We start from the raw sequence: 18161 nt of genomic DNA, 5'->3' as shown, positions 1-18161 counted from the left end.
TGTCGCCACGCGCTACCGTCGCGTCGCGGGCTCCTGGAGCGCTTCGACGACACCGTCTGCTGAGGCCGCTATGCTGCGGTCGGCAGTCGCCAGGCCGCCACGGTCGCCGCGAGCGTGCCGATGCCGATGGCGACGACTGCGGCGATACCGATGGCTGGTGGCGACGTCGCGACGAGCCCGTCGTAGCCCACGACCCGGGAGACGACCGCGTTCACCGCGCGAATCGCCGGCAGCGACAGGGTGGCGCCGACGAGCCAGCCCAGCAGCCCGAGTATCAGGCCACGGACGGCGACGATCCCGACGATCGTCCCGCGAGAGACGCCGATCGCCGAGAGGGTACGGTAGGCACGGCGGTGCTGGTAGACCGAGAGCGTGAACAGGGCGATCGAGAGGGCCGCCCCGGACACCACCGCGAGCGCGACGAGGACGCCGGCCCCGACGAGGAGGGCCGCCTGATCGCCGACGATGGCCCGTAGCTGTTCCTCGTTCGTGCGGACCTCGTACGCGGGGTAGTCGGCCTCGATCGCGCGTTCGACCGCCTCCGGATCCGCGCCGTCGGCGGTGGTCACCGTCAGCAGCGTCGCGTCGTCCGTCCCCGCGCCGCCGGTGAGCGACTGGAGTTCGCTCAACCGGATAGTGACCGTCGACGTGGCGAGGAACGAGGCGAACGTATCAGAGACGCCGACGACATCGTACGTCGTCTCGCGCGCCGTCGCGAGTGACCCGCCGAGGTAGATAGTATCGCCGACGGACAGGTTCAACCGGTCGGCCAGCCGGCTGTCCACGATCGCCTGCTCGGTCCGCGGTCCCTCGTAGGTCCCGTTGGCGTAGTGCGTGTCCGGGCCGGTGAAACCCGAGCCCGCCTCGATCGAGACCGACGAGCCGGAGCCGGGAACGCCCGAGCCCACGACGGTATCGAGCTCACCCGGGTCGGTCCCGACGTAGAGGGTCTGAAACCCCATCGGGACCGCCGTCCGAACGGTATCGCGTTCTTCAAGCGAGGCCGAGACGGAGTGGGCATCCTGGATCGTCGGTTCGAGTCCGCCGCCACCCGCGGCCGTCAACCCAACCGACTCCCCGGTAACCCAGAGGTCGCGCTCCGCCGCGTCGAACTGGGACTGGCCCGTCTCGAGGACGCCCACGCCCGCGCCGCCGAGCAGGATGATTGACACGACGGCGAGCGCGACGCCGACGATCGCCGCCGTGCTCCGCAGGCGCTCGTACCGGAGCGCGCCGAGGGCCAGGCCGACGATCGCGACGGGGCGTGCACCCGTTCGTACGTTCAGGGCCGCGTCGCGGGCGGAGTTCCGTTCGGGCTCGTCAGAGTTCCGATCGCGCTCGTCGGAGCCGTCTGTGGGAGGTTTATCCACCGTGATTCACCTCCGCCTCGACCCGGCGGACGGTCAGCCAGACGACGGGGATCGTGACGACCCCCACGACGAGGGCGGCGCCGAGTCCGTACGGAATCAACAACGGGTGCGCGACGACCGGGGCCACCACCTCGACGAGTCCAGCTGCGACACGGTTCGCGAGGGAGATCCCGCCGAATCCGAGGGCGATCCCGACGACGCCGCCTGAGAGTGCCACCAGCATCGACTGCCCCGCGTAGAGAGCCACCCGCCGATGGGCCGGGACGCCGATGGCCGCGAGCGTCGCGAGGACGTCGCGATCGGCGGCCACCTCCATCGCGGTCACGACGGACACGAAGAGCGTCCCGACGACGATACTGACCAGCAACGCCGCCAGCGACAGGGCGAGTGGAAGGTCCGCGGTGAACAGCCGGTCGGCCGCCAGGCCGGTTCCAGTGGAGACAGTCGAGCGATCGTAGACCGACGCCAGCTCGTCCTCGAGGCCGCTCGCCCCCTCGACGACGAACCGATCGGCGGCGTCGTGTTCGTCGGCCCCGGTGAGCGACTGCAACGTCTCCAGCTCGACGAGGATCGTCGGCGCGGCAGCCGCTGTACCGGATCCTTCGTCGATGGCGGCGACGGTCGTGGTCCGGTCGAAGCCGGCGAACGTGATCGACTCGCCGTCCTCGACGCCGAGGGCCGACGCCGTCCCGGCCGTGACGACGGCGTCGTCTGGCGCCGCTATCGCCGCCGGGGAGAGCCCGTAGACGTCGATCGCCGCAGCCGGATCGACGCCGACGACGATCACCGGCTCCGTCTCGCCGTCGGCCGACTTGACCAGTTGGTGCTCGATCAGGACAGGCGAGACGGCGTCGACGCCGTCCATCCCTCGCATGCGAGCGGCCGCCTCATCTGCGGCGCCGAACTGCGGTTCGCCGGCGCTAACGAGCGGCGAACTCGCCTCGGTCTCGGGCGAGACCCAGTACTCGTCACCGCCGTACCCGGACGCCGGGGCGACCATGCCGAGCGTGAGGCCGGTCACGATGAGCAAGAGCCCGACCGCGATCGCCACGCCCGCGACGCTCGCACCGATCCGTCCCGGGGCCGTCGCCGTCGCTCGGGTCGTGAATCGCTCGCCCGTGAGCGCGAGCCACCCGACGAGTCGTCGCCACCGGGCGCGTCGATCCGGCTGCGACATCAGCCGTCCTCCGAATCATCGGTCGGCGCGGCCGACGAGGTCGTCGAGTGCCCGCTCGCATCGGACGACACCGACTCGTCGACCCGCCGGCCGTCGCGGAGTTGGACGACGCGATCGCAGTCGGCTAACGTCTCGTGGTCGTGCGACGCGATCACAACGGCCCGCTCCGCGGCGATCGACCGCAGGAGGTCGCGAACCCGCTGGCCAGCGTCGCTGTCGAGTTCTCCGGTCGGCTCGTCGGCGACGACCACCGCCGGTTTGGCGGCGAGCGCACGAGCGATAGCGACGCGTTGTCGCTCGCCGCCCGAGAGCGCGCCGGGACGGTGGTCGAGTCGGTCCCCGAGTCCGACGTCCGTCAGCAGGGACGTCGCGCGTTCGCGTCGCTCCCGGCGGGTGACGCCGAGTTCGACGAGTGGCAGCGCGACGTTCGTCCGCGCCGAGTACGACTCCAGGAGGCGGAAGTCCTGAAAGACGAATCCGACGCGTTGCAATCGGTGACGGGCCCGCTCACCGGGAGAGAGGGTCCGAAGATCGACCCCGTCGACGACGATCGAGCCTTCGTCGGGGAGCGAAAGCCCCGCAAGGATCTCGAGCAGCGTCGACTTGCCGCTGCCGCTCGGCCCGGCGACGCCGACCACGTCGCCCGCGTCGAGTGAGAGGGAGACCGCGTCCAGCGCGCGAACGGTTGGTCGGGCCGGAGAGTCACGCCACGGGAGGATCGTCGACGCGAGCGACCGTCGCCCTCGTGTGTACGTCCTGCTGACGCCCTGGGCATCGACGAGTGGCGTCCCCGACGGCGGATTCGATTCACTGTGCATATCTCTCGTGGTGGGTGGCGAAGTAATAATGGTGTTGACGAGGCGTCGACGACCGCCCGACGAACCGGAGCCGGACGGCTGGTTCACCGGCGTCCCGAACTACGACGGGTTCGACGATCACGCCGATGCGGCCGAGGTGACGGTCCAGATCGGCGCCGGGGGACGACCGGCTATCGGTTCGATCCGCCAGCGGTCACCGTCGCGCCGGACACGACGATCACCTTCGCGTGGACGGAGAAGGGCGGCGGGCACAACGTCGAACACGCCGACGGCGACTGGGGAAAATCCTGAGGGCGTTGTCGACTCCGGCGAGCACACGTACGAACGATCGTTCACAGAGCCCGGAACGCACCGGTACCAGTGCTGGCCGCACGCTGGCCTCGGCATGAAAGGGGCCGTGTTCGTCGACGCGAGTGCCGAGTGAGGGCACTCACCGAGGGTCACCGGAGTGACTCTCGCACGGGTGAAGCCACTCCTCAGTCGCCTCACTCACGGCGCATCGAAGGCCGGACCTTGAACCCGTAACGGGTGACGCCCTCCTGCGTGTAGATTCGGCGGATCGTCGCCTCGACGCGATCGCCGACGGCGAAGGCGTCCGGCTCCGCGTCGGTGCCCATCGCCGGCGCGCTGACGGCGTCCTCACCGGCAGCGCCGGCCGAGTCCTCGTCGTCCCCTCCGGACGAGGAGCGCCTACCAGTCGCGTCGAACGCCACGATCGCGGCCGCGTAGTCGCCCGACTGGGCCTGCTGAGCGGCGAACTCGGGCGGGGCGCCGCCCTGCGAGATCGTCGTCACGGCCTCGACGGTGCCCGTTCCCGGGAGGTCGAATCGGTCGTACTCGGCGCGGGCGCCGCAGTCGCGACAGGCACCCGATGGCGGGAACGCGACGGCACCGCACTCGCCACAGCGGCCGGCTTCGAGGCGGTAGCGTTGCGGGATCGAGCGCTGCCAGGACGGGACGCTGACGTAGGCGCCACCGCCCGACGGCGGCCCCGAGGTGACGACGCCGCGCTGGCGGAGGTATTCGGCGTAGGAGAGCGGATCGTCGCCGTCGAGCGCGAGTCGCGTTGGAACGTCCCCGTCGACATCGATCGCGAGGGCGTCCGCGCCGGCGCCGCTCCCGTGGGAGACCGCGAGGATCGACTCGTGACCGTCGGCGAGCGCGTTCGCCAGCGAGACCGGGACGCTCGCGGCGCCGAGATCACCGAGATCGTGGACCGTCGCGGCCGTCTGAATCGTGTCCGTCTCCACGCCCGCCGCGTCGGCGACGCGGTAGGGGAGCTTGCCGTCGGGCGCCTGGATCGCGGCGGCGTCGTACGTCGTCGCGGCCGCGTCAGGGTTCGACTCGACTTCGAGTCCGTCGACCGCGCCGCCGATGGTCTCGCGAAACGCCTGCCGGTCGTACGTCGTGACGCCGAGACCGTCGGTCGTCTCCGCACCGCGTTCGCGGAATCGCGTCCCCGGGTAGGGGGCAGCGTACTCCGCACGGTCGACGATCGCCGCAGGTCCGTCGGCCGAGACGACGAACGCCGCGGCGCCCGCGCCGGCGGCGTGATCCATCGCGTCGTCCGGCGCACCCATCGGTGCGTCGGCTACGACGACCAGTGCGCGCCCGCCGCCCGCCGCGACGGCGTCCATCGCGGCCCAGAAGGCGCGGGTACCTGCCCGGGTGCTCCCGCCGAAGTTTTGCCGAGTAGCGTCGTCCGGGAGGCCGACCATCGCACCCAGTCTGGCGGTCAGATCGCCCTCCTCGATCGGCGGGGTCGTCGTCGCGAAAGCGAGCCAGGAGACGTCGGCTCCGTCGAGGTCCCCGGCGACGAGCGCGTGGATGGCGGCCTCGTACCCCATCGTCAGGGCGTCCTCGTCGGCTGCGGGGACCGCCTTCTCGGAGACGCCGGCGGCCTGGAACTGCCCCCAGGCCTCGTGGAATTCCTCGGCCGTGATCCGGAATCGCGGCGCGTAGGCGCCGGCGGCTTCGATTCCGATGGACGTGTCGGCCGTGCCGGGCGCCGTCATCGTGCCACCCCCGATTCCGATTCTCGCGGACTGCGTCCGCTCGACCGTTCCGAGGAACTGCGTTCCTCGCGCTCGAATACGTGAACCACCGCAGCCCCGCCGCTCCCGCCGACGTTGTGAGTGAGCCCGCGAACGGGGTCGTCGAGCTGGCGATCGCCCGCTTTTCCCGAAAGTTGCTTGAACGCCTCGACGACCTGTCCCGCACCCGTCGCGCCGATCGGGTGCCCCTTCGATTTCAGGCCGCCGGAGGTGTTGACGGGAAGATCGCCGTCGATCTCGGTCCGACCGGACTCGATCAGGTCGCCAGCCTCGCCCGGATCGCAGAAACCGAGGTCCTCGTAGGCCAGCAGTTCGGCGATGGCGAAGCAGTCGTGGACCTCCGCGAAGTCGAGGTCCTCGGGACCGACGCCGGCCATCTCGTAGGCCGTCTCGGCCGCCCGCCGGCTCGCAGGGATCCCCGTGTAGGTGTCGCGCTGGAAGAGCCCGACGCTGTCGCTGCCGGCGCCGACGCCGGCGACGCGGATCGGATCGTCCGTGTACTTGCCCACCACGTCCTCGCTGGCGATCAGGGCGCAGGCCGCCCCGTCGGAGGTCGGACAGCAGTGATAGAGGTTCAGGGGGTCGGCAACGACGGGCGCCGACTGGGCGTCTTCGAGCGAGCACTCGAACGCGAGCTGGGCGTGCGGGTTCTTCGCCCCGTTCGCGTGATTCTTCACGGCGACCCGCGAGAGCTGTTCGCGCGTCGTGCCGTGAGCGTCCATGTGGGCCGACGCCATCTGGGCGTAGACGCCGGAGAATGTGGTGCCCGACAGGCGCTCCCACTCCGTTTCGCCGGAGACGCCGAGCCAGTACTTCGTCGCGTCCGAGCTCGTGTCGGTCATGATCTCGAACCCGCCCGCGAGGACGACGTCCGCCATCCCGGATTTGACCGCCTGGATGGCCTGTCTGACCGCGTAGCCGCTCGCGGCACAGGCGTTCTCCACGCGCGTCGTCGGGACGCCGCCGAGGCCGACGTGTTCGGTCACCGCCGGCCCGGAAAGGCCGAGCTGGCGACCGCCGACGCCGAGCGTGCCGACGACCGCCTCGTCGACGTCGCCCGGTTCGACTCCCTCGGGGACGCTGTCGACGGCCCGCTCGAAGGCCGTCTCGAACAGCGACCGGTAGCTCTCCCCGGGGAACGACCCGTACGCCGACTGGCCCGCGCCGATGAGATACGCGTCTCGCACACCGTCTCCTGCACGCCAAATCGAGATAAGTACACCGCTCGGCGCACGCGGAGGTGCGGCGCGTACGTTTATCCGCGACGCCGCCGAACGGCCGGCATGGATCGCCGCCAGTTGCTCGCCACCGGTGGCGTCCTGTTCTCGCTGTCGGTCGCCGGCTGTACCGGTGACAGCGGCTCCAACGATCCTGCAACTGACGAGCGGTCGCCCCGCCACGCGTCACATGCCAGATCCGGGGCGGGCATCCCCGGCCGGATCGACCCGCTCGGTCACGCGATCGGCGACAGCCCGTCGTTCTACACCGCAGCCGCGCTCTCGCCCGACGCCGAGTGGGGCCTTCTGGGGAGCTTTCCGACGGAGACGAGCGCCGTCGCGAGTACACTCGTCGATCTCACGGAGCCGCGCTCGCCGACCGTCGCGCACGAATTGGACGCCACCGCGGCCGGGACCCGGACGAACGCGGTCGGCTTCGACGCCCACCGTGCAGGACTGTACTACCGATCGCTGGAGGGCGAGCGCCAGGGGATCGAAGTCGTCGACTGCGGGTGGCGAGACGGCGGCCCGGCCGACCCGCGGGTCGTCACGGCGTTCGAGACGCCGAACGTGGGCGTTCACCGGTTCGTCAGCCATCCCAACGAACCAGTGCTCTACCTCGTCGATCACCACCCGGTGGCCGACGCCGGCGTGCTGGTCGTGGACGTGAGTGCACCCGCGTCGCCAGAACTCGTCGGTGGAGCCGGCACCAGCGGCGGGACGCACGACCTCACGTACGATCCGGGTCGGGAGCTGCTCTACGCAGCGTACGCGATGGGGCCCGACGAGGGGATCGTCGTCTACGACGCGGCCGATCCGTCCGCGCCCGTCGAGTACGGCCGATTCGCGTACGCGTCGCGGCCGGACTACACCGCGCTCGGCGAGCCCGGCTTCGAGACCTGTCACCAGGTGGACTACGATCCGAGCCGCGACCTCGTCGTCGTCGGCGACGAGTGCCAGACGGGCGTTCCGGGCGGCAAGCACGTCTTCGACGTCGGCTGGGACCAGGGATCGTTCGAAGAGCCTGAGCCTATCGGCTTCACGCACGCACCCGACGCCAGACGGATGGGCGAGGGCGAACGATACTGGTGGACGACGCACTTCCACGACGTCGTCACGATCGGCGACGAGACGCTGCTCGCCGACGGTGGCTACCGGCAGGGCGCCTGGGTCTGCAACCTCACCGACCCGCGCGAACCGACGCCGACGGAGCGGTTCGCCACCGTCGCGGGCGCCGACTCGCTCGACCCAGATCCCAACCGGGTCGGGCTCGACTCACCCCCGTTCGCCTGGGAGGCGACCTACGCCGCCGATCGCGAGTTCGTCTTCGTGAGCGACAGCCTTACCGGCGCCTATACGTTCGACGTATCCGCAGCAGACGCCCGTGGACCACACGGACGCGGCCCTGACGGTCACTACGACGCCGACGCCATTCGGCAAGACGATCGCTCCGTCGTGGCGCACGGTGACCATGAGAGGGGAGCGTAACCTGCCGGATCGCACGACTCCGTCGTCCGCACGCCCTCAGGCGGGTGTCGGGTCTGACCCACCGCGGAACAGTCGCAGGGCACCCTGTGCGGCGAGTCCGGCGATCGTCCACTGGTAGGCGAGGACGGCCAGGCCCAGGAAGGCGACCGTTCGCAATCGGTTACCGCGCGAGTGTGCCCGCCGGGCCTCGTTGAGAACCGAGAGGACCGTCAGCGAGCGCGCCGTCTTCGAGCCGAGGAGTTTCGTGAGTACCATACCCGACGGAGTGGCGGGAACGGCATACCGTGTCACCCGGGAGGTGCAAGGGCCGCACCGGTGAACAGAACGGCGGACGACCAGGTCGCCGGGACAGTCACGACCCTATACGTTTTTCCGGACCCGTGCGTATGGCCGTCCAATGGAACTGGAGGCGATCCCGGGCGTCGGCACGAAGACGGCCGCGTCGCTGGCCGAACTCGAGGATCCCGAGCGGGCACTTCGGGAGGGTGACGTGGCCGCACTCGCGAGCGCGCCGGGCGTCACGCCGGGACGAGCCGCCCGCATCGCCCGCGCGGCGATCCGCGACACGCACGGCGACCCCGGCGGATTTCTTGGGACGGATCGGGCGCGAGAGATCTACCGTGATTTGCTGGCCCTGCTACAGGCACGGGCGGTCACCGACTACGCGGCCAGGCGGCTGGAGACGTTCTATCCGAGTGCGCGCCGCTCTCGAATCGAAGAGGCCCGAGAGATAGCCACCGATGCGCTCGAACGCGAGCCGACCGAGGCGGTGCTGGCGGCGCTCTCGGACGTCGAACCCGTGACCGAACCGGGCGACGTCCGCGTGCGCGAGCGCTGTCTCGCGACGACGAACGCCGAGCGGTACTCGGCGGCGCGCGAGGCGTTCCCGGAGCTGTCGGTCGAGATCGTCGAGGACGCCCGCGGACTGGCCGAACTCGCTCGCGGCTACGCGACCGTGATCGCGCTCGACGAGCAATTCGCGGGCGTCGACGTCGAGGGCGACGTCCGCGTCCGTCCCGACGCGTTCGACGAACCGGTCGAGATCGTTCCCGAGCGGCCGCTTGCGTTCTTCTCGCACAACCGCGACCGGCTCCGCGCGGCCGTCGCCGTCCACCGCGAGAGCGACCTCGACGCGCCCTGCGACCTCGACGCGCTGGCGTCGGGACTGGACCGACTCGACGCGGACGGCGCGGTCGCCGGCGACGACGAACTCGACCGGCTGGAGGACGCCCTTGACGAGCTCGACGACGCAGTCGCTGCCGCCGAGGACCTGGCGAGCGCGCAGTTGAAAGACGCCATCGCCGAGCAGGACGTCACCATCGAGGGATCGGACCTGCTCTCGCTGGTCGAACGCGGTGCCGGCGCCGACTCACTGCTCTCGCGCGAACTGGCAGACGAGTACGACGACGCCGTCACTGCGGCGCGCGAACACCTCGTCGAGACGCTGAACCTGGACGACGCAGAAGCTGAGGTGGCCGCCCGGGCATTCCCCGACGAGCCTACCTTCCCGGTCTCCCACGAGACGGACGTGGTCGCACGACTGCGTGAGGACCTCCAGAGTGCGATGGACCGCCGCGCGGGCGAGCGCAAACGCGAACTGGCGAACGACCTCGCGGACATGCGCGAGGATGCCGAGACGCTCGTCCGCCGGGCGCTCGAACTCGACGTCGAACTCGCGATCGCCCGCTTCGCCGCCGACTACGACTGCACGGTGGCCGACTTCCTCTGGGACGACGAGGAGCGGGGGACGGACCGGGTGTCGAGCGAATACACCCCAGACGTCGCCATCACGGGCGGGCGCTCACCGTTGCTGGACGAGCCCCCCGAGCGAATCGATCCCGTCGACTACGAGATCGCGGGCGTCCGCCTGCTCTCGGGCGTCAACAGCGGCGGGAAGACCTCGACGCTCGACCTCGTGGCTGCGGTGGTCGTCCTCGCACACATGGGGCTGCCCGTCCCCGCCGACGCGGTCCGTCTGCGCCGGTTCGACGGGGTGCACTACCACGCCAAGACCCAGGGGACCCTCGACGCGGGCGCGTTCGAATCCACCGTCCGCGGCTTCGCCGACCTCGCGACGGGCGCCGACGGCGGGCTGGTTCTCGTCGACGAGTTAGAGAGCATCACCGAACCCGGCGCCAGCGCGAAGATCATCGCGGGCATCCTGGAGGCGCTCGCCGAACGCGATGCGACGGGCGTCTTCGTCTCCCACCTCGCCGACGAGATCCGCGAAACCGCGGGCTACGACGTCCCCGTCGACGGCATCGAGGCGACGGGCCTCGTCGACGGCGAACTGCAAGTCGAGCGCTCGCCCGTCCCGGACCACCTCGCTCGCTCGACACCGGAGTTGATCGTCGAAAAGCTGGCCGACGAGGCAGCCGGTGGCGAGCGGGAGCCAGATGCGAGCGCAGCGAACGACAGAACGAGCGGGGCGAGCGCCGACGGCGGTGTCGGCGCCACGGACTTCTACGAACGACTGCTGGCAAAGTTCGAGTAGCGGACCAGTTCCAGCAGGTTAGAGGCCAGAAACGATAAAGCCACCAAGAGTCATCCATACGTGTGAACGCTGCCGCGCAACGATGGAGCCCCTCTCGATCCGTGGCGAGAACAGCCACGCGATGGCTCGGCATCGTGCTGGCAGCCGCGGTGCTCCTCGAAATACTCACATTCGCCCTCGTCGATCCGCAGACACTCTCGGACGGGCTCTACGTCTCCGGCATGCTCGCCATGCTGCCGTTTCTCGCCGGGCTGCTGTACGCTCCGTACTGGCTCGAACGGTCAGACGTCTCGTCTACTCGATACCCGCGAATCGCGTCCTGGTGGCTCGGTGGCCTCGTCGCGTTCACCCTCGTCAACGCGATCTTGATCCAGGCGACGCCGGCGGAGCCGTGGCCGATCGTCGTCGGGTGGCTCCGCTGGGCGGTCGTCATCGGCGCGAGCGTCGGCCTGTTGATCGGGACCATCGAGGCGCGTGCGATCGAACGGGCGAGACGGGCCGAGCGGCACGCGGTCCGCGCCGAACAGCTGGAGAAGCAACGCGACTTGCTCGATTACCTGAACAGCATCCTCAGACACGAGGTGCTGAACACGGCGGCGATCGTCGACGGCTACGCGACGCGGCTGTTGGACGACGGGGAGACGCTCGACGCGGACGAACAAGAGTGGGCGCGAGTGATCCACGAGGAGGCGGACGACCTCACGACCGTGATCGACGACGTTCGCGTGCTCCTGCGGACGGCCTCGGGCGACCACGAACTCCACCCGGTCGAACTCACGTCGATCCTGCGGGACGAAGTGGCCTCGCTCGAACGGGCGACGGACGCCACCGTCGAGACAGACCTGCCGCCGTCGGCGTACGTCCGTGGTGACAGTCTGGTGGCCCGCGTATTCGGGAACATCCTCGGAAACGCGGTCGAACACAACGACGATCCGGAGCCGTGGGTTGGGCTCTCCGCAACCGTCGATGGCGAAACGGTTCGTGTCGATATCGAAGACAACGGGCCAGGCGTCTCGTCCGACAAACGCGGCGAGATCTTCGACCGGGAACGAGGGCACACGAACACGCACGGACTCGGGCTCTACCTCGTCGAAAAGTTGGTGTCGGCCTACGGCGGAGAGGTTCGCCTCGCCGAGACAGGCCCCGACGGGAGCCGGTTCACCGTGGAACTGCCAACGGTTCCGGCACCCGACGACCAGACGAGGACGGAGTCGCCTGGGCCGGCACAGACTGGCCCGGAGTCGACGGAACCGACACCGAACTGAGCGCGTCGGAGCGAACGTCACGACCCGCCGTCGAAACCGACCTGCGACGTGTGACAGCGGCCGGCCGTCACGGGGACGCTGCCGAGTCGAACGCCAGCAAGCCCAGCGCCGCGACGCAGTCGACGCAGATTCGTTTCTCCGCATTCCGGTAGTGACCGGCCGATGGACCGTCGTGGACCGCCCGCAATCGCGCCCAGTGCGTCTGTTCCAGATTCGCCCCACAGCGCTCGCACGGGTCGTCCGGCTCCGGCCCGTCGAAATCGTAGCGACCCATCTCAGTTCACCTTCAGGGAGCCGAGTCGCAGGACGAGATCATCGAGTCGGGCTTTCGAATCCCAGACGAATTCGAGGTACTGCTTCGGCTGACGATGCCACTGCTGTGCGAGACCTTTTTGTCTCGATGGTGAATTGCGTATCATGGTGGACAAATCCGAAAGTGGGTTTGGAAGCCACGTCTCGGGTGTCTCCAGCACCCGGGGCACTTCGCGCGCCCCGCACCTTCATTTGGACGTGACTTCCGTTCCGATAATTAGTGTGGGTTACTATATAATTACCGGAGGGAGAGGGAGAAGACAGCGTGAGTGGATGAAGCGGCGAGCGAGCGTTCAGGCCGGTGCCGCGCCATCCGCAGACGACGCAGCCGAGATTTCGAGACTGACCTCGATGGTTTCGTACGGGACGAAGGGACGTTTAGCCCGCCCGTCCTGCTCGAAGTGGACGATGTCGTACTCGGCGAGGATCTGCAGGTCGTCGTGAACGGATTTGACGTCGCGGTCGACGCGCTCGGCCAGCCGTCTGATACTCGCCGGGCGGTCGCCCATTACGCTCCGGAGGAGGTCAAGTCGACGGTCGGTGAGCAACGAGCGGAGATCACTCGGCTTCTCGAAGTTGATCACGTGGGGAACCGACTCTCCGGATTCCCACCGTTCGAGTCGGTCGAGTGCCTCCCGCCGGTGGCGCTCGTCGGAGTCGGACGTGATTCGGAGCACTGGTGGGTACGCCTCGGGATCACGGTCTTCGAGGAACGCCGATTCGGCATCTAACAGGTTATGCTCTCGTGATTCGCTCTCTGTGCTGGCATCGTCGGGTTCGCCGGTTGGGGGAGTTTCTGACATGGGTATCACCGTTGTCTGCGGACGTCCATTTCCGCGTAGAACTGTTTTGCATGGTCTGTCAGACTGGTGTATTCGATGTCGTCAAACACGCCATCGGGTGTATGGTAGTGATGACGACCGACAGCTGGATGGTGGGGGAAGTTATCAAATCGGAGTAACGTTCGACCGTCTTCAGTCATGTACTGGAACCTGTACTTTACCCCTTCCGGGTAGTCCTCGCTTTTTGGGACAGCGGTCGCAATCATTTCGTATCGCGAGCCATCGTCGAACGTCTCCGACTCTTCGTAGATGACCGACGATCCCATTCGATCAACCTATGTTGGTATTACAGGCCAACGTAAGATAAGTCTTTTGTTGGTATACAAGACCAACAGTAGTCGACGTGCTCGGTTAGCGCTCGACGGGACCATCATCGAGAAGATGAACGGCACACGAACGCAAGCGCTACCAGCGACAGTATGACGACGGTCACCGTCCCAGCCCAGACCCAGCTGGTGCCCGACGTCTCGTCGAAAAACACGATCGAGACGAGGATGAGGAGAGATCCCGCGACAAGCAGGCCGATGCCGGGACAAGAGCGGGTATCCGCCCTGGCCGACTCGAGCCGGGTTTCGTCTGCCATATAGTTCAACTGCTCGTATATTCGCGGTTGCATTGGATAAAATTACCCGGAGTTCGCCGAAGGTCACGAGAAAACGTAATAGCGGCCCGGATTCGCCATTCGCCGAAACACATACGTACCTACGAGAGCGAGGTGAAAGTGATGGAACGGGACCCCGACGAGGGGATGCTGGGCTGGGACGAGACGGTGTTTCGTAACGAATCCGTCTTCGAGATCGACTTCGTCCCGGAGACCTTCAGGCACCGGGACTCGCAGATGCAGAGTCTCACCTACGCCCTGCGTCCCGCGGTCCGCGGGTCCCGCCCGCTGAACGTCCTCGTCCGGGGCCCGCCGGGAACAGGGAAGACGACGGCGATCCAGCGCCTCTACGACGAGATCGGCGCCGAGACCCGGGACGTGCGGACGATCCGGGTCAACTGCCAGGTCAACTCGACGCGCTACTCCGTCTTCTCGCGGCTGTTCGAGGGCACGTTCGACTACGAGCCGCCCTCCTCGGGCATCTCCTTTAAGAAACTCTTCGGGCAGATCGCCGAACAGCTCGTCGAGGACGACCGCGTGCTCGTCGTCGCGCTGGACGACGTCAACTACCTCTTCTACGAGAACGAAGCCTCCGACACGCTGTACTCGCTGCTTCGCGCCCACGAGGAACACGCCGGCGCGAAGATCGGCGTGATCCTCGTCTCCTCCGATCCGACGCTCGACGTCGTCGACGAACTCGATCCGCGCGTCCAGAGCGTCTTCCGGCCGGAGGACGTCTACTTCCCCGTCTACGACGAGCGCGAGGTCGTCGACATCCTCCGCGAGCGCGTCGATCGCGGGTTCAACGAGGGCGTCGTCACGGCGCCCATCCTGGATCGCGTCGCGGAACTCACCGCCCAGAGCGGCGACCTCCGGGTCGGGATCGACCTCTTCAAGCGCGCGGGGTTAAACGCCGAGATGCGCGGATCCAAGACGATCTCCATCGAGGACGTCGAATCGGCCTTCGAGACCTCGAAGTACATCAGCCTCTCGCGCAGTCTGCAGGGACTGTCGGACTCCGAAGCCACGCTCGTCCGGGTCATCGCCGAACACGACGGCGACCAGGCCGGCGACGTTTACGAGGCCTTCCACGAGGAGACCGACCTCGGCTACACGCGGTACTCGGAGATCGTCAACAAGTTAGATCAACTCGACCTCATCGACGCCGACTACGCCGAGATCGAGGGTCGCGGCCGCTCGCGTTCGCTCTCGCTGTCCTACGAGACGGACGCCGTACTCGATCGGCTAGAGTGACCCGTCGACTGTCATATACGCCTCGTGAATCGGGTTGTAAGCCGTCCATGCGATCGGTAGGCCACCGAACGTGATCTGTCAAAATCTGCGTTCGATCGGTTGTACACCGTCCTTTCCAGTCGCTACGTTACAGGGGCCGCCGTCGCCGGGTGGCGACGAGGAGATGGTGGTGGGTGCCAGTCACAACCTCGGCCCGTAAGCCGTCGCGGTGATGATCCGTGAAGACGCCGAGATCGGATCGGACCTGATGACCGTCACAATTCCTTTCATTCTACATACACCTATACCACGATGCGTGCCGTACGTGGGGTATGGGCGCGAAATCGAGCGGATCCAGACAGCAGACGAATCGGCACCGACGACGTCGGCTCGGCGCAGTCGTACTCGTCACCCTCCTGCTTGTCGGCTTCGTGCCGCTGGCGGTGACAGCCCAGGCGGACGGTGACGCCGGCGGATCGGTCGTCGTCGAGGAGGGCGAGACGGTCGACACCGTGAACGCGTTCGCCGGCCACGTCGTCGTCCGCGGAACCGTCGACGGCGACGTCAACGCGATGGCGGGGAACGTCCGGATCGCCGAGGGCGGATCCGTCGAGGGCGACGTGAGTGCGTTCGCCGGGAACGTCGAGATCGCGGGGACCGTCGAGGGCGACGTCATGGCGGCCGGCGGTAACCTCCTGATCGCCGAATCCGGTTCGATCGCGGGCACCCTCGAAGCCGGCGCCGGGACGGCGACGATCGAGGGCGAAATCGGTGGCGATGCCGAAATCGGCGCCGACACCATCGTGCTCGGCGAGGGCGCGAGCATCGGCGGCAACCTCGCGTACTCGGGCGATCTGCAGGGCAATCAGGACGCCGTCTCGGGGACGATCACCGAAGACGCGAACGTCGGTCCAGACGTCGGACCGGACCTGGGGCCGCTCACCTCGTGGCTCTTCGCACTCTACGGGCTCGTCCTGAACCTCATCCTCGGCGCGATCCTGCTCGCACTCTTCCCGTACTTCTCCCGACGGGTCGCCGCCAAGGGTGGTTCGTCGCCGCTCAGGGCCGGCCTCGCCGGGCTCGTCGTCCTGATCCTAGTGCCGATCCTGCTCGTCGCGATCGCGATCACGGTCGTCGGCATCCCGATCACGATACTCGGCTTCTTCGTCTTCGCCCTGATATGCTGGATCGCGATCGTCTACGGCTGGTTCACCATCGGCGCGTGGGTGCTCTCGGCTGCCGGTGTCGAGAGCGCCTGGCTGGCGCTCGTCGCCGGCCTCGTCGGCGGCGCCTTGCTCTCACAGATACCCGTCGTCGGCGCACTCCTCACGTTCCTCGTCCTGCTGTTGGGGCTCGGAGCGCTCTCGATGGGGATCTACGGAAACCGGCAGCGAGGACGCGACGCTGAGACGCGACAGACGACGTGGGCAGGGGGTGAGTGAGGCCCCGACCCGTCTCGACCGCGAGTCAGCAGGGTCGATGCGTTCGATCGGGTACGTCGTTGCTGTCGGGTAACATTTAATCCACCTCGACAGAAGCTAGCGCATAGAACGTATGTCAGACGCGCATCACAGTCTCGGTTCCAGCCGGTCGACCAGCGGTCTCGCCAGCCTCACCGACCGGCAGACGTACAAAAATCTCGCCTACCTCGCGCTCGCGTTCCCGCTCGGGCTCGCGTATTTCGTCGGTCTCACGGTCGGCCTCTCCCTCGGGGTCGGGCTGGCGATACTGGTGATCGGCATCCCGCTGCTCGTGGGCGTCCTGTTCGCCGCTCGGTGGCTCGCCGCGTTCGAACGAACGCTCGCAAACGAGTTGCTCGCCGTCGAGATCACCGCCCCGACGGATCTCTCCACGGCGCAGAATCGAACCCTGACGGAGACGGTCGGCGCGTCTCTCCACGCCGACTCCACCTGGCACGGGCTGGCGTTTTGCTACCTGAAACTGGCGCTCGGGACGGTCGCGTTCACGTTGCTGGTCGTCTTCATCGTCGTCCCGGCCGCGTTCCTGACGGCACCCGCCCACTACCAGTACTCGGCGATCCAGCTCGTCGGCTGGGAGATCGATACGCTCCTCGAAGCCATCCTCGTCGTGCCGATCGGGGCCGTCGTCGGCGTGCTCGGGATCCACCTGCTCAACGCGACTGCCGGCATCTACGGGACGGCCGCCGAGTCGTTACTGGACGGTTCGGAGTGACCAGCGCGCATTCGCTCCGGCGACGGCCACAACCGCCACCCTGCCCGTGGTGCACCTGCTAATTACGCTCCGTCGAGCCCGTCCCGATACACCGAAAGTGCCTCGATCACATCATCGATGTCGTCCTCGACGTCGGTCTCGGTCTCCTGTTTCGCTTGGCGAAGCTGGTTCAGATAGCCGTCGACGACGGCGTGATCGGCCTGTTGGTCGTCCTGCTCGATCGCGGCGAGTTCGCCGGCCACCTCGCGCAGATCGTCGCGAACGGCGTCGTCGGCTCGATTGACGGCTTCCTCGAGTTCGCGCCGGGCCTGGTGGAGGTGTGTGTCGTCGGGCATACCCCTTGCTACGACGAGTACATGGAAGAGACTAGGGGCGACCCGACTCCCCGATCGGGGTTCGCCGGATCACTGCCCCGATACCGAATCGTGGACGACGACGTTCCGGGCAGGATCGAGTCGGTCGAGCGGCGAGTGTCGAAGCGCGGTGCCCCATCGAGCGCGTTCAGGGCTCGGCTTCCGGGCTCGTTGCCTCAACGGCTGCGCCAGTCGATTCGCCACTCGAGCGATCCTGGTAGCCTTTGAACCCGCCGGCGGCGACCACCAGGCCGCCGAGTACCGTCAGGTAGAGCCCGATCTCCGGACTTGCCATCGCTTCGGCCATTTCGCGCTCGGCCTCGGAGACGTCCGCCCCCATCAGCGGGTCGGAGATGTACAGCAGTCCGAGCAGTGCGGCGAGCCCGCCGAGTACCACGACGCCGCCGGCCGTGAACGGACTCCACTCGCGGAGGTAGGCCACTGCCATCGCCCCGGCTGCGAGGACGAGCGTGATCATCCCGTCGTCGCCGTCGATCCCGGTTACCGACTCGGAGAACGGCCCCAGTTCGACCGAGATCCAGGGGAGAAACGCCGCGACGATCGTCACGGCGCCGCCGAGCAGGACGAGTTTCGTCGCCATATCGATTCCGTCGGATGTGTTACCTGTTGCCATCGACTGTCTCTGTCCGGGGAGGTTGCTAAAGTGTACTGGCCGAACTCCGTCACTGCCGTCGGTATCGGTGCCGGGCACAATCCGTTCGACCACGAAGCGCGATTCGGTCG

The 18161-nt window shown here is 67.8% G+C and carries 19 protein-coding genes; 7 read left to right on the top strand and 12 right to left on the bottom strand.

Annotated elements, in window-relative coordinates; translation table 11 throughout:
- Nucleotides 1–68: 68 nt before the first annotated feature.
- Genes C479_RS10160 through C479_RS10150 form a run of 3 tightly spaced genes read right to left on the bottom strand, consistent with a single transcriptional unit; the run spans nt 69 to nt 3365 of the window.
- A complete protein-coding gene (locus C479_RS10160) occupies nt 69–1370 on the bottom strand; it encodes an ABC transporter permease (protein WP_007701855.1) in 1302 nt (433 codons plus the stop codon).
- Nucleotides 1363–2547 (bottom strand): FtsX-like permease family protein, encoded by a 1185-nt coding sequence (locus C479_RS10155; RefSeq protein ID WP_007701853.1) that lies wholly within the window; start codon nt 2545–2547, stop codon nt 1363–1365. Before C479_RS10155 ends, C479_RS10160 begins: the two co-directional genes overlap by 8 nt.
- Nucleotides 2547–3365 (bottom strand): ABC transporter ATP-binding protein, encoded by an 819-nt coding sequence (locus tag C479_RS10150; RefSeq protein ID WP_007701850.1) that lies wholly within the window; start codon nt 3363–3365, stop codon nt 2547–2549. The genes C479_RS10155 and C479_RS10150 overlap by 1 nt, the downstream gene beginning before the upstream one ends.
- A gap of 28 nt (nt 3366–3393) precedes the next feature.
- Between C479_RS10150 and C479_RS10145 the strand changes: the two genes are divergently transcribed.
- The gene (locus tag C479_RS10145; protein WP_007701846.1) at nt 3394–3789 is read left to right on the top strand and encodes a plastocyanin/azurin family copper-binding protein; all 396 of its coding nucleotides are present in this window, start codon (nt 3394–3396) and stop codon (nt 3787–3789) included.
- Nucleotides 3790–3850: 61 nt separating this feature from the next.
- Here the strand turns inward: C479_RS10145 and C479_RS10140 are convergent, their stop codons facing one another.
- Both C479_RS10140 and C479_RS10135 read right to left on the bottom strand, forming a co-directional pair.
- Nucleotides 3851–5380 carry a zinc ribbon domain-containing protein gene (locus C479_RS10140; protein WP_007701842.1) on the bottom strand — a complete coding sequence of 510 codons (1530 nt, stop codon included), beginning with the start codon at nt 5378–5380 and terminating at the stop codon, nt 3851–3853.
- A complete protein-coding gene (locus tag C479_RS10135; protein ID WP_007701840.1) occupies nt 5377–6606 on the bottom strand; it encodes a thiolase domain-containing protein in 1230 nt (409 codons plus the stop codon). Before C479_RS10135 ends, C479_RS10140 begins: the two co-directional genes overlap by 4 nt.
- 96 nt (nt 6607–6702) lie before the next feature.
- Between C479_RS10135 and C479_RS10130 the strand changes: the two genes are divergently transcribed.
- Nucleotides 6703–8124: an LVIVD repeat-containing protein gene (locus tag C479_RS10130; protein WP_007701838.1), complete on the top strand. Its 1422-nt coding sequence runs from the start codon at nt 6703–6705 to the stop codon at nt 8122–8124.
- A gap of 36 nt (nt 8125–8160) precedes the next feature.
- On the opposite strand, the gene C479_RS10125 is transcribed toward C479_RS10130, so the two are convergent.
- On the bottom strand, nt 8161–8379 hold the full coding sequence (locus tag C479_RS10125) for a hypothetical protein (RefSeq protein ID WP_007701836.1): 219 nt from the start codon (nt 8377–8379) through the stop codon (nt 8161–8163).
- Nucleotides 8380–8521: 142 nt separating this feature from the next.
- On the opposite strand from C479_RS10125, the gene C479_RS10120 reads away from it, so the two are divergent.
- Nucleotides 8522–10618 carry a helix-hairpin-helix domain-containing protein gene (locus tag C479_RS10120; protein WP_007701834.1) on the top strand — a complete coding sequence of 699 codons (2097 nt, stop codon included), beginning with the start codon at nt 8522–8524 and terminating at the stop codon, nt 10616–10618.
- Between the two features lie 101 nt (nt 10619–10719).
- On the top strand, nt 10720–11883 hold the full coding sequence (locus C479_RS10115) for a sensor histidine kinase (RefSeq protein WP_007701830.1): 1164 nt from the start codon (nt 10720–10722) through the stop codon (nt 11881–11883).
- A gap of 67 nt (nt 11884–11950) precedes the next feature.
- On the opposite strand, the gene C479_RS10110 is transcribed toward C479_RS10115, so the two are convergent.
- From C479_RS10110 to C479_RS10095, 4 genes are all read right to left on the bottom strand, one after another.
- Complete coding sequence (locus C479_RS10110) at nt 11951–12157, bottom strand: hypothetical protein (RefSeq protein WP_007701827.1); 207 nt, start codon at nt 12155–12157, stop codon at nt 11951–11953.
- Nucleotides 12158–12488: 331 nt separating this feature from the next.
- Nucleotides 12489–12998: an HVO_A0114 family putative DNA-binding protein gene (locus C479_RS10105; protein ID WP_007701825.1), complete on the bottom strand. Its 510-nt coding sequence runs from the start codon at nt 12996–12998 to the stop codon at nt 12489–12491.
- Nucleotides 12999–13003: 5 nt separating this feature from the next.
- Nucleotides 13004–13303 carry a toxin-antitoxin system TumE family protein gene (locus C479_RS17040; RefSeq protein WP_007701822.1) on the bottom strand — a complete coding sequence of 100 codons (300 nt, stop codon included), beginning with the start codon at nt 13301–13303 and terminating at the stop codon, nt 13004–13006.
- Nucleotides 13304–13407: 104 nt separating this feature from the next.
- Complete coding sequence (locus C479_RS10095) at nt 13408–13620, bottom strand: hypothetical protein (RefSeq protein ID WP_152415871.1); 213 nt, start codon at nt 13618–13620, stop codon at nt 13408–13410.
- Between the two features lie 141 nt (nt 13621–13761).
- On the opposite strand from C479_RS10095, the gene C479_RS10090 reads away from it, so the two are divergent.
- The 3 genes from C479_RS10090 (at nt 13762) to C479_RS10080 (ending at nt 17064) form a co-directional block, all read left to right on the top strand.
- Entirely contained in the window at nt 13762–14892 is a 1131-nt protein-coding gene (locus tag C479_RS10090) for an ORC1-type DNA replication protein (RefSeq protein WP_007701816.1), read from the top strand.
- A 311-nt stretch (nt 14893–15203) separates the two neighbouring features.
- Entirely contained in the window at nt 15204–16313 is a 1110-nt protein-coding gene (locus C479_RS10085) for a bactofilin family protein (protein WP_007701796.1), read from the top strand.
- 112 nt (nt 16314–16425) lie between these two features.
- Nucleotides 16426–17064, top strand: coding sequence for a sensor domain-containing protein (locus C479_RS10080; RefSeq protein WP_007701794.1), 639 nt, complete (start codon nt 16426–16428; stop codon nt 17062–17064).
- A gap of 62 nt (nt 17065–17126) precedes the next feature.
- Here the strand turns inward: C479_RS10080 and C479_RS10075 are convergent, their stop codons facing one another.
- Together C479_RS10075 and C479_RS10070 are read right to left on the bottom strand one after the other, a co-directional pair.
- Nucleotides 17127–17399, bottom strand: a complete 273-nt coding sequence (locus C479_RS10075; protein WP_007701791.1) for a DUF7553 family protein — start codon at nt 17397–17399, stop codon at nt 17127–17129.
- 166 nt (nt 17400–17565) lie between these two features.
- On the bottom strand, nt 17566–18051 hold the full coding sequence (locus tag C479_RS10070) for a Trp biosynthesis-associated membrane protein (RefSeq protein ID WP_152415870.1): 486 nt from the start codon (nt 18049–18051) through the stop codon (nt 17566–17568).
- Nucleotides 18052–18161: the final 110 nt, after the last annotated feature.

The sequence above is a fragment of the Halovivax asiaticus JCM 14624 genome (genome assembly GCF_000337515.1).
GTDB classification, from domain to species: domain Archaea; phylum Halobacteriota; class Halobacteria; order Halobacteriales; family Natrialbaceae; genus Halovivax; species Halovivax asiaticus.
This window is presented reverse-complemented; position numbering and strand designations above follow the sequence as displayed.

Bases quoted from the DNA above. Each gene is read 5' to 3' on its own strand.
- C479_RS10155 (WP_007701853.1), bottom strand. From the start codon at position 2,547: ATGTCGCAGCCGGATCGACGCGCCCGGTGGCGACGACTCGTCGGGTGG.
- C479_RS10150 (WP_007701850.1), bottom strand. From the start codon at position 3,365: ATGCACAGTGAATCGAATCCGCCGTCGGGGACGCCACTCGTCGATGCC.
- C479_RS10145 (WP_007701846.1), top strand. From the start codon at position 3,394: ATGGTGTTGACGAGGCGTCGACGACCGCCCGACGAACCGGAGCCGGAC.
- C479_RS10140 (WP_007701842.1), bottom strand. From the start codon at position 5,380: ATGACGGCGCCCGGCACGGCCGACACGTCCATCGGAATCGAAGCCGCC.
- C479_RS10130 (WP_007701838.1), top strand. From the start codon at position 6,703: ATGGATCGCCGCCAGTTGCTCGCCACCGGTGGCGTCCTGTTCTCGCTG.
- C479_RS10125 (WP_007701836.1), bottom strand. From the start codon at position 8,379: ATGGTACTCACGAAACTCCTCGGCTCGAAGACGGCGCGCTCGCTGACG.
- C479_RS10120 (WP_007701834.1), top strand. From the start codon at position 8,522: ATGGAACTGGAGGCGATCCCGGGCGTCGGCACGAAGACGGCCGCGTCG.
- C479_RS10110 (WP_007701827.1), bottom strand. From the start codon at position 12,157: ATGGGTCGCTACGATTTCGACGGGCCGGAGCCGGACGACCCGTGCGAG.
- C479_RS10105 (WP_007701825.1), bottom strand. From the start codon at position 12,998: ATGTCAGAAACTCCCCCAACCGGCGAACCCGACGATGCCAGCACAGAG.
- C479_RS17040 (WP_007701822.1), bottom strand. From the start codon at position 13,303: ATGGGATCGTCGGTCATCTACGAAGAGTCGGAGACGTTCGACGATGGC.
- C479_RS10095 (WP_152415871.1), bottom strand. From the start codon at position 13,620: ATGGCAGACGAAACCCGGCTCGAGTCGGCCAGGGCGGATACCCGCTCT.
- C479_RS10090 (WP_007701816.1), top strand. From the start codon at position 13,762: ATGGAACGGGACCCCGACGAGGGGATGCTGGGCTGGGACGAGACGGTG.
- C479_RS10085 (WP_007701796.1), top strand. From the start codon at position 15,204: ATGGGCGCGAAATCGAGCGGATCCAGACAGCAGACGAATCGGCACCGA.
- C479_RS10080 (WP_007701794.1), top strand. From the start codon at position 16,426: ATGTCAGACGCGCATCACAGTCTCGGTTCCAGCCGGTCGACCAGCGGT.
- C479_RS10075 (WP_007701791.1), bottom strand. From the start codon at position 17,399: ATGCCCGACGACACACACCTCCACCAGGCCCGGCGCGAACTCGAGGAA.
- C479_RS10070 (WP_152415870.1), bottom strand. From the start codon at position 18,051: ATGGCAACAGGTAACACATCCGACGGAATCGATATGGCGACGAAACTC.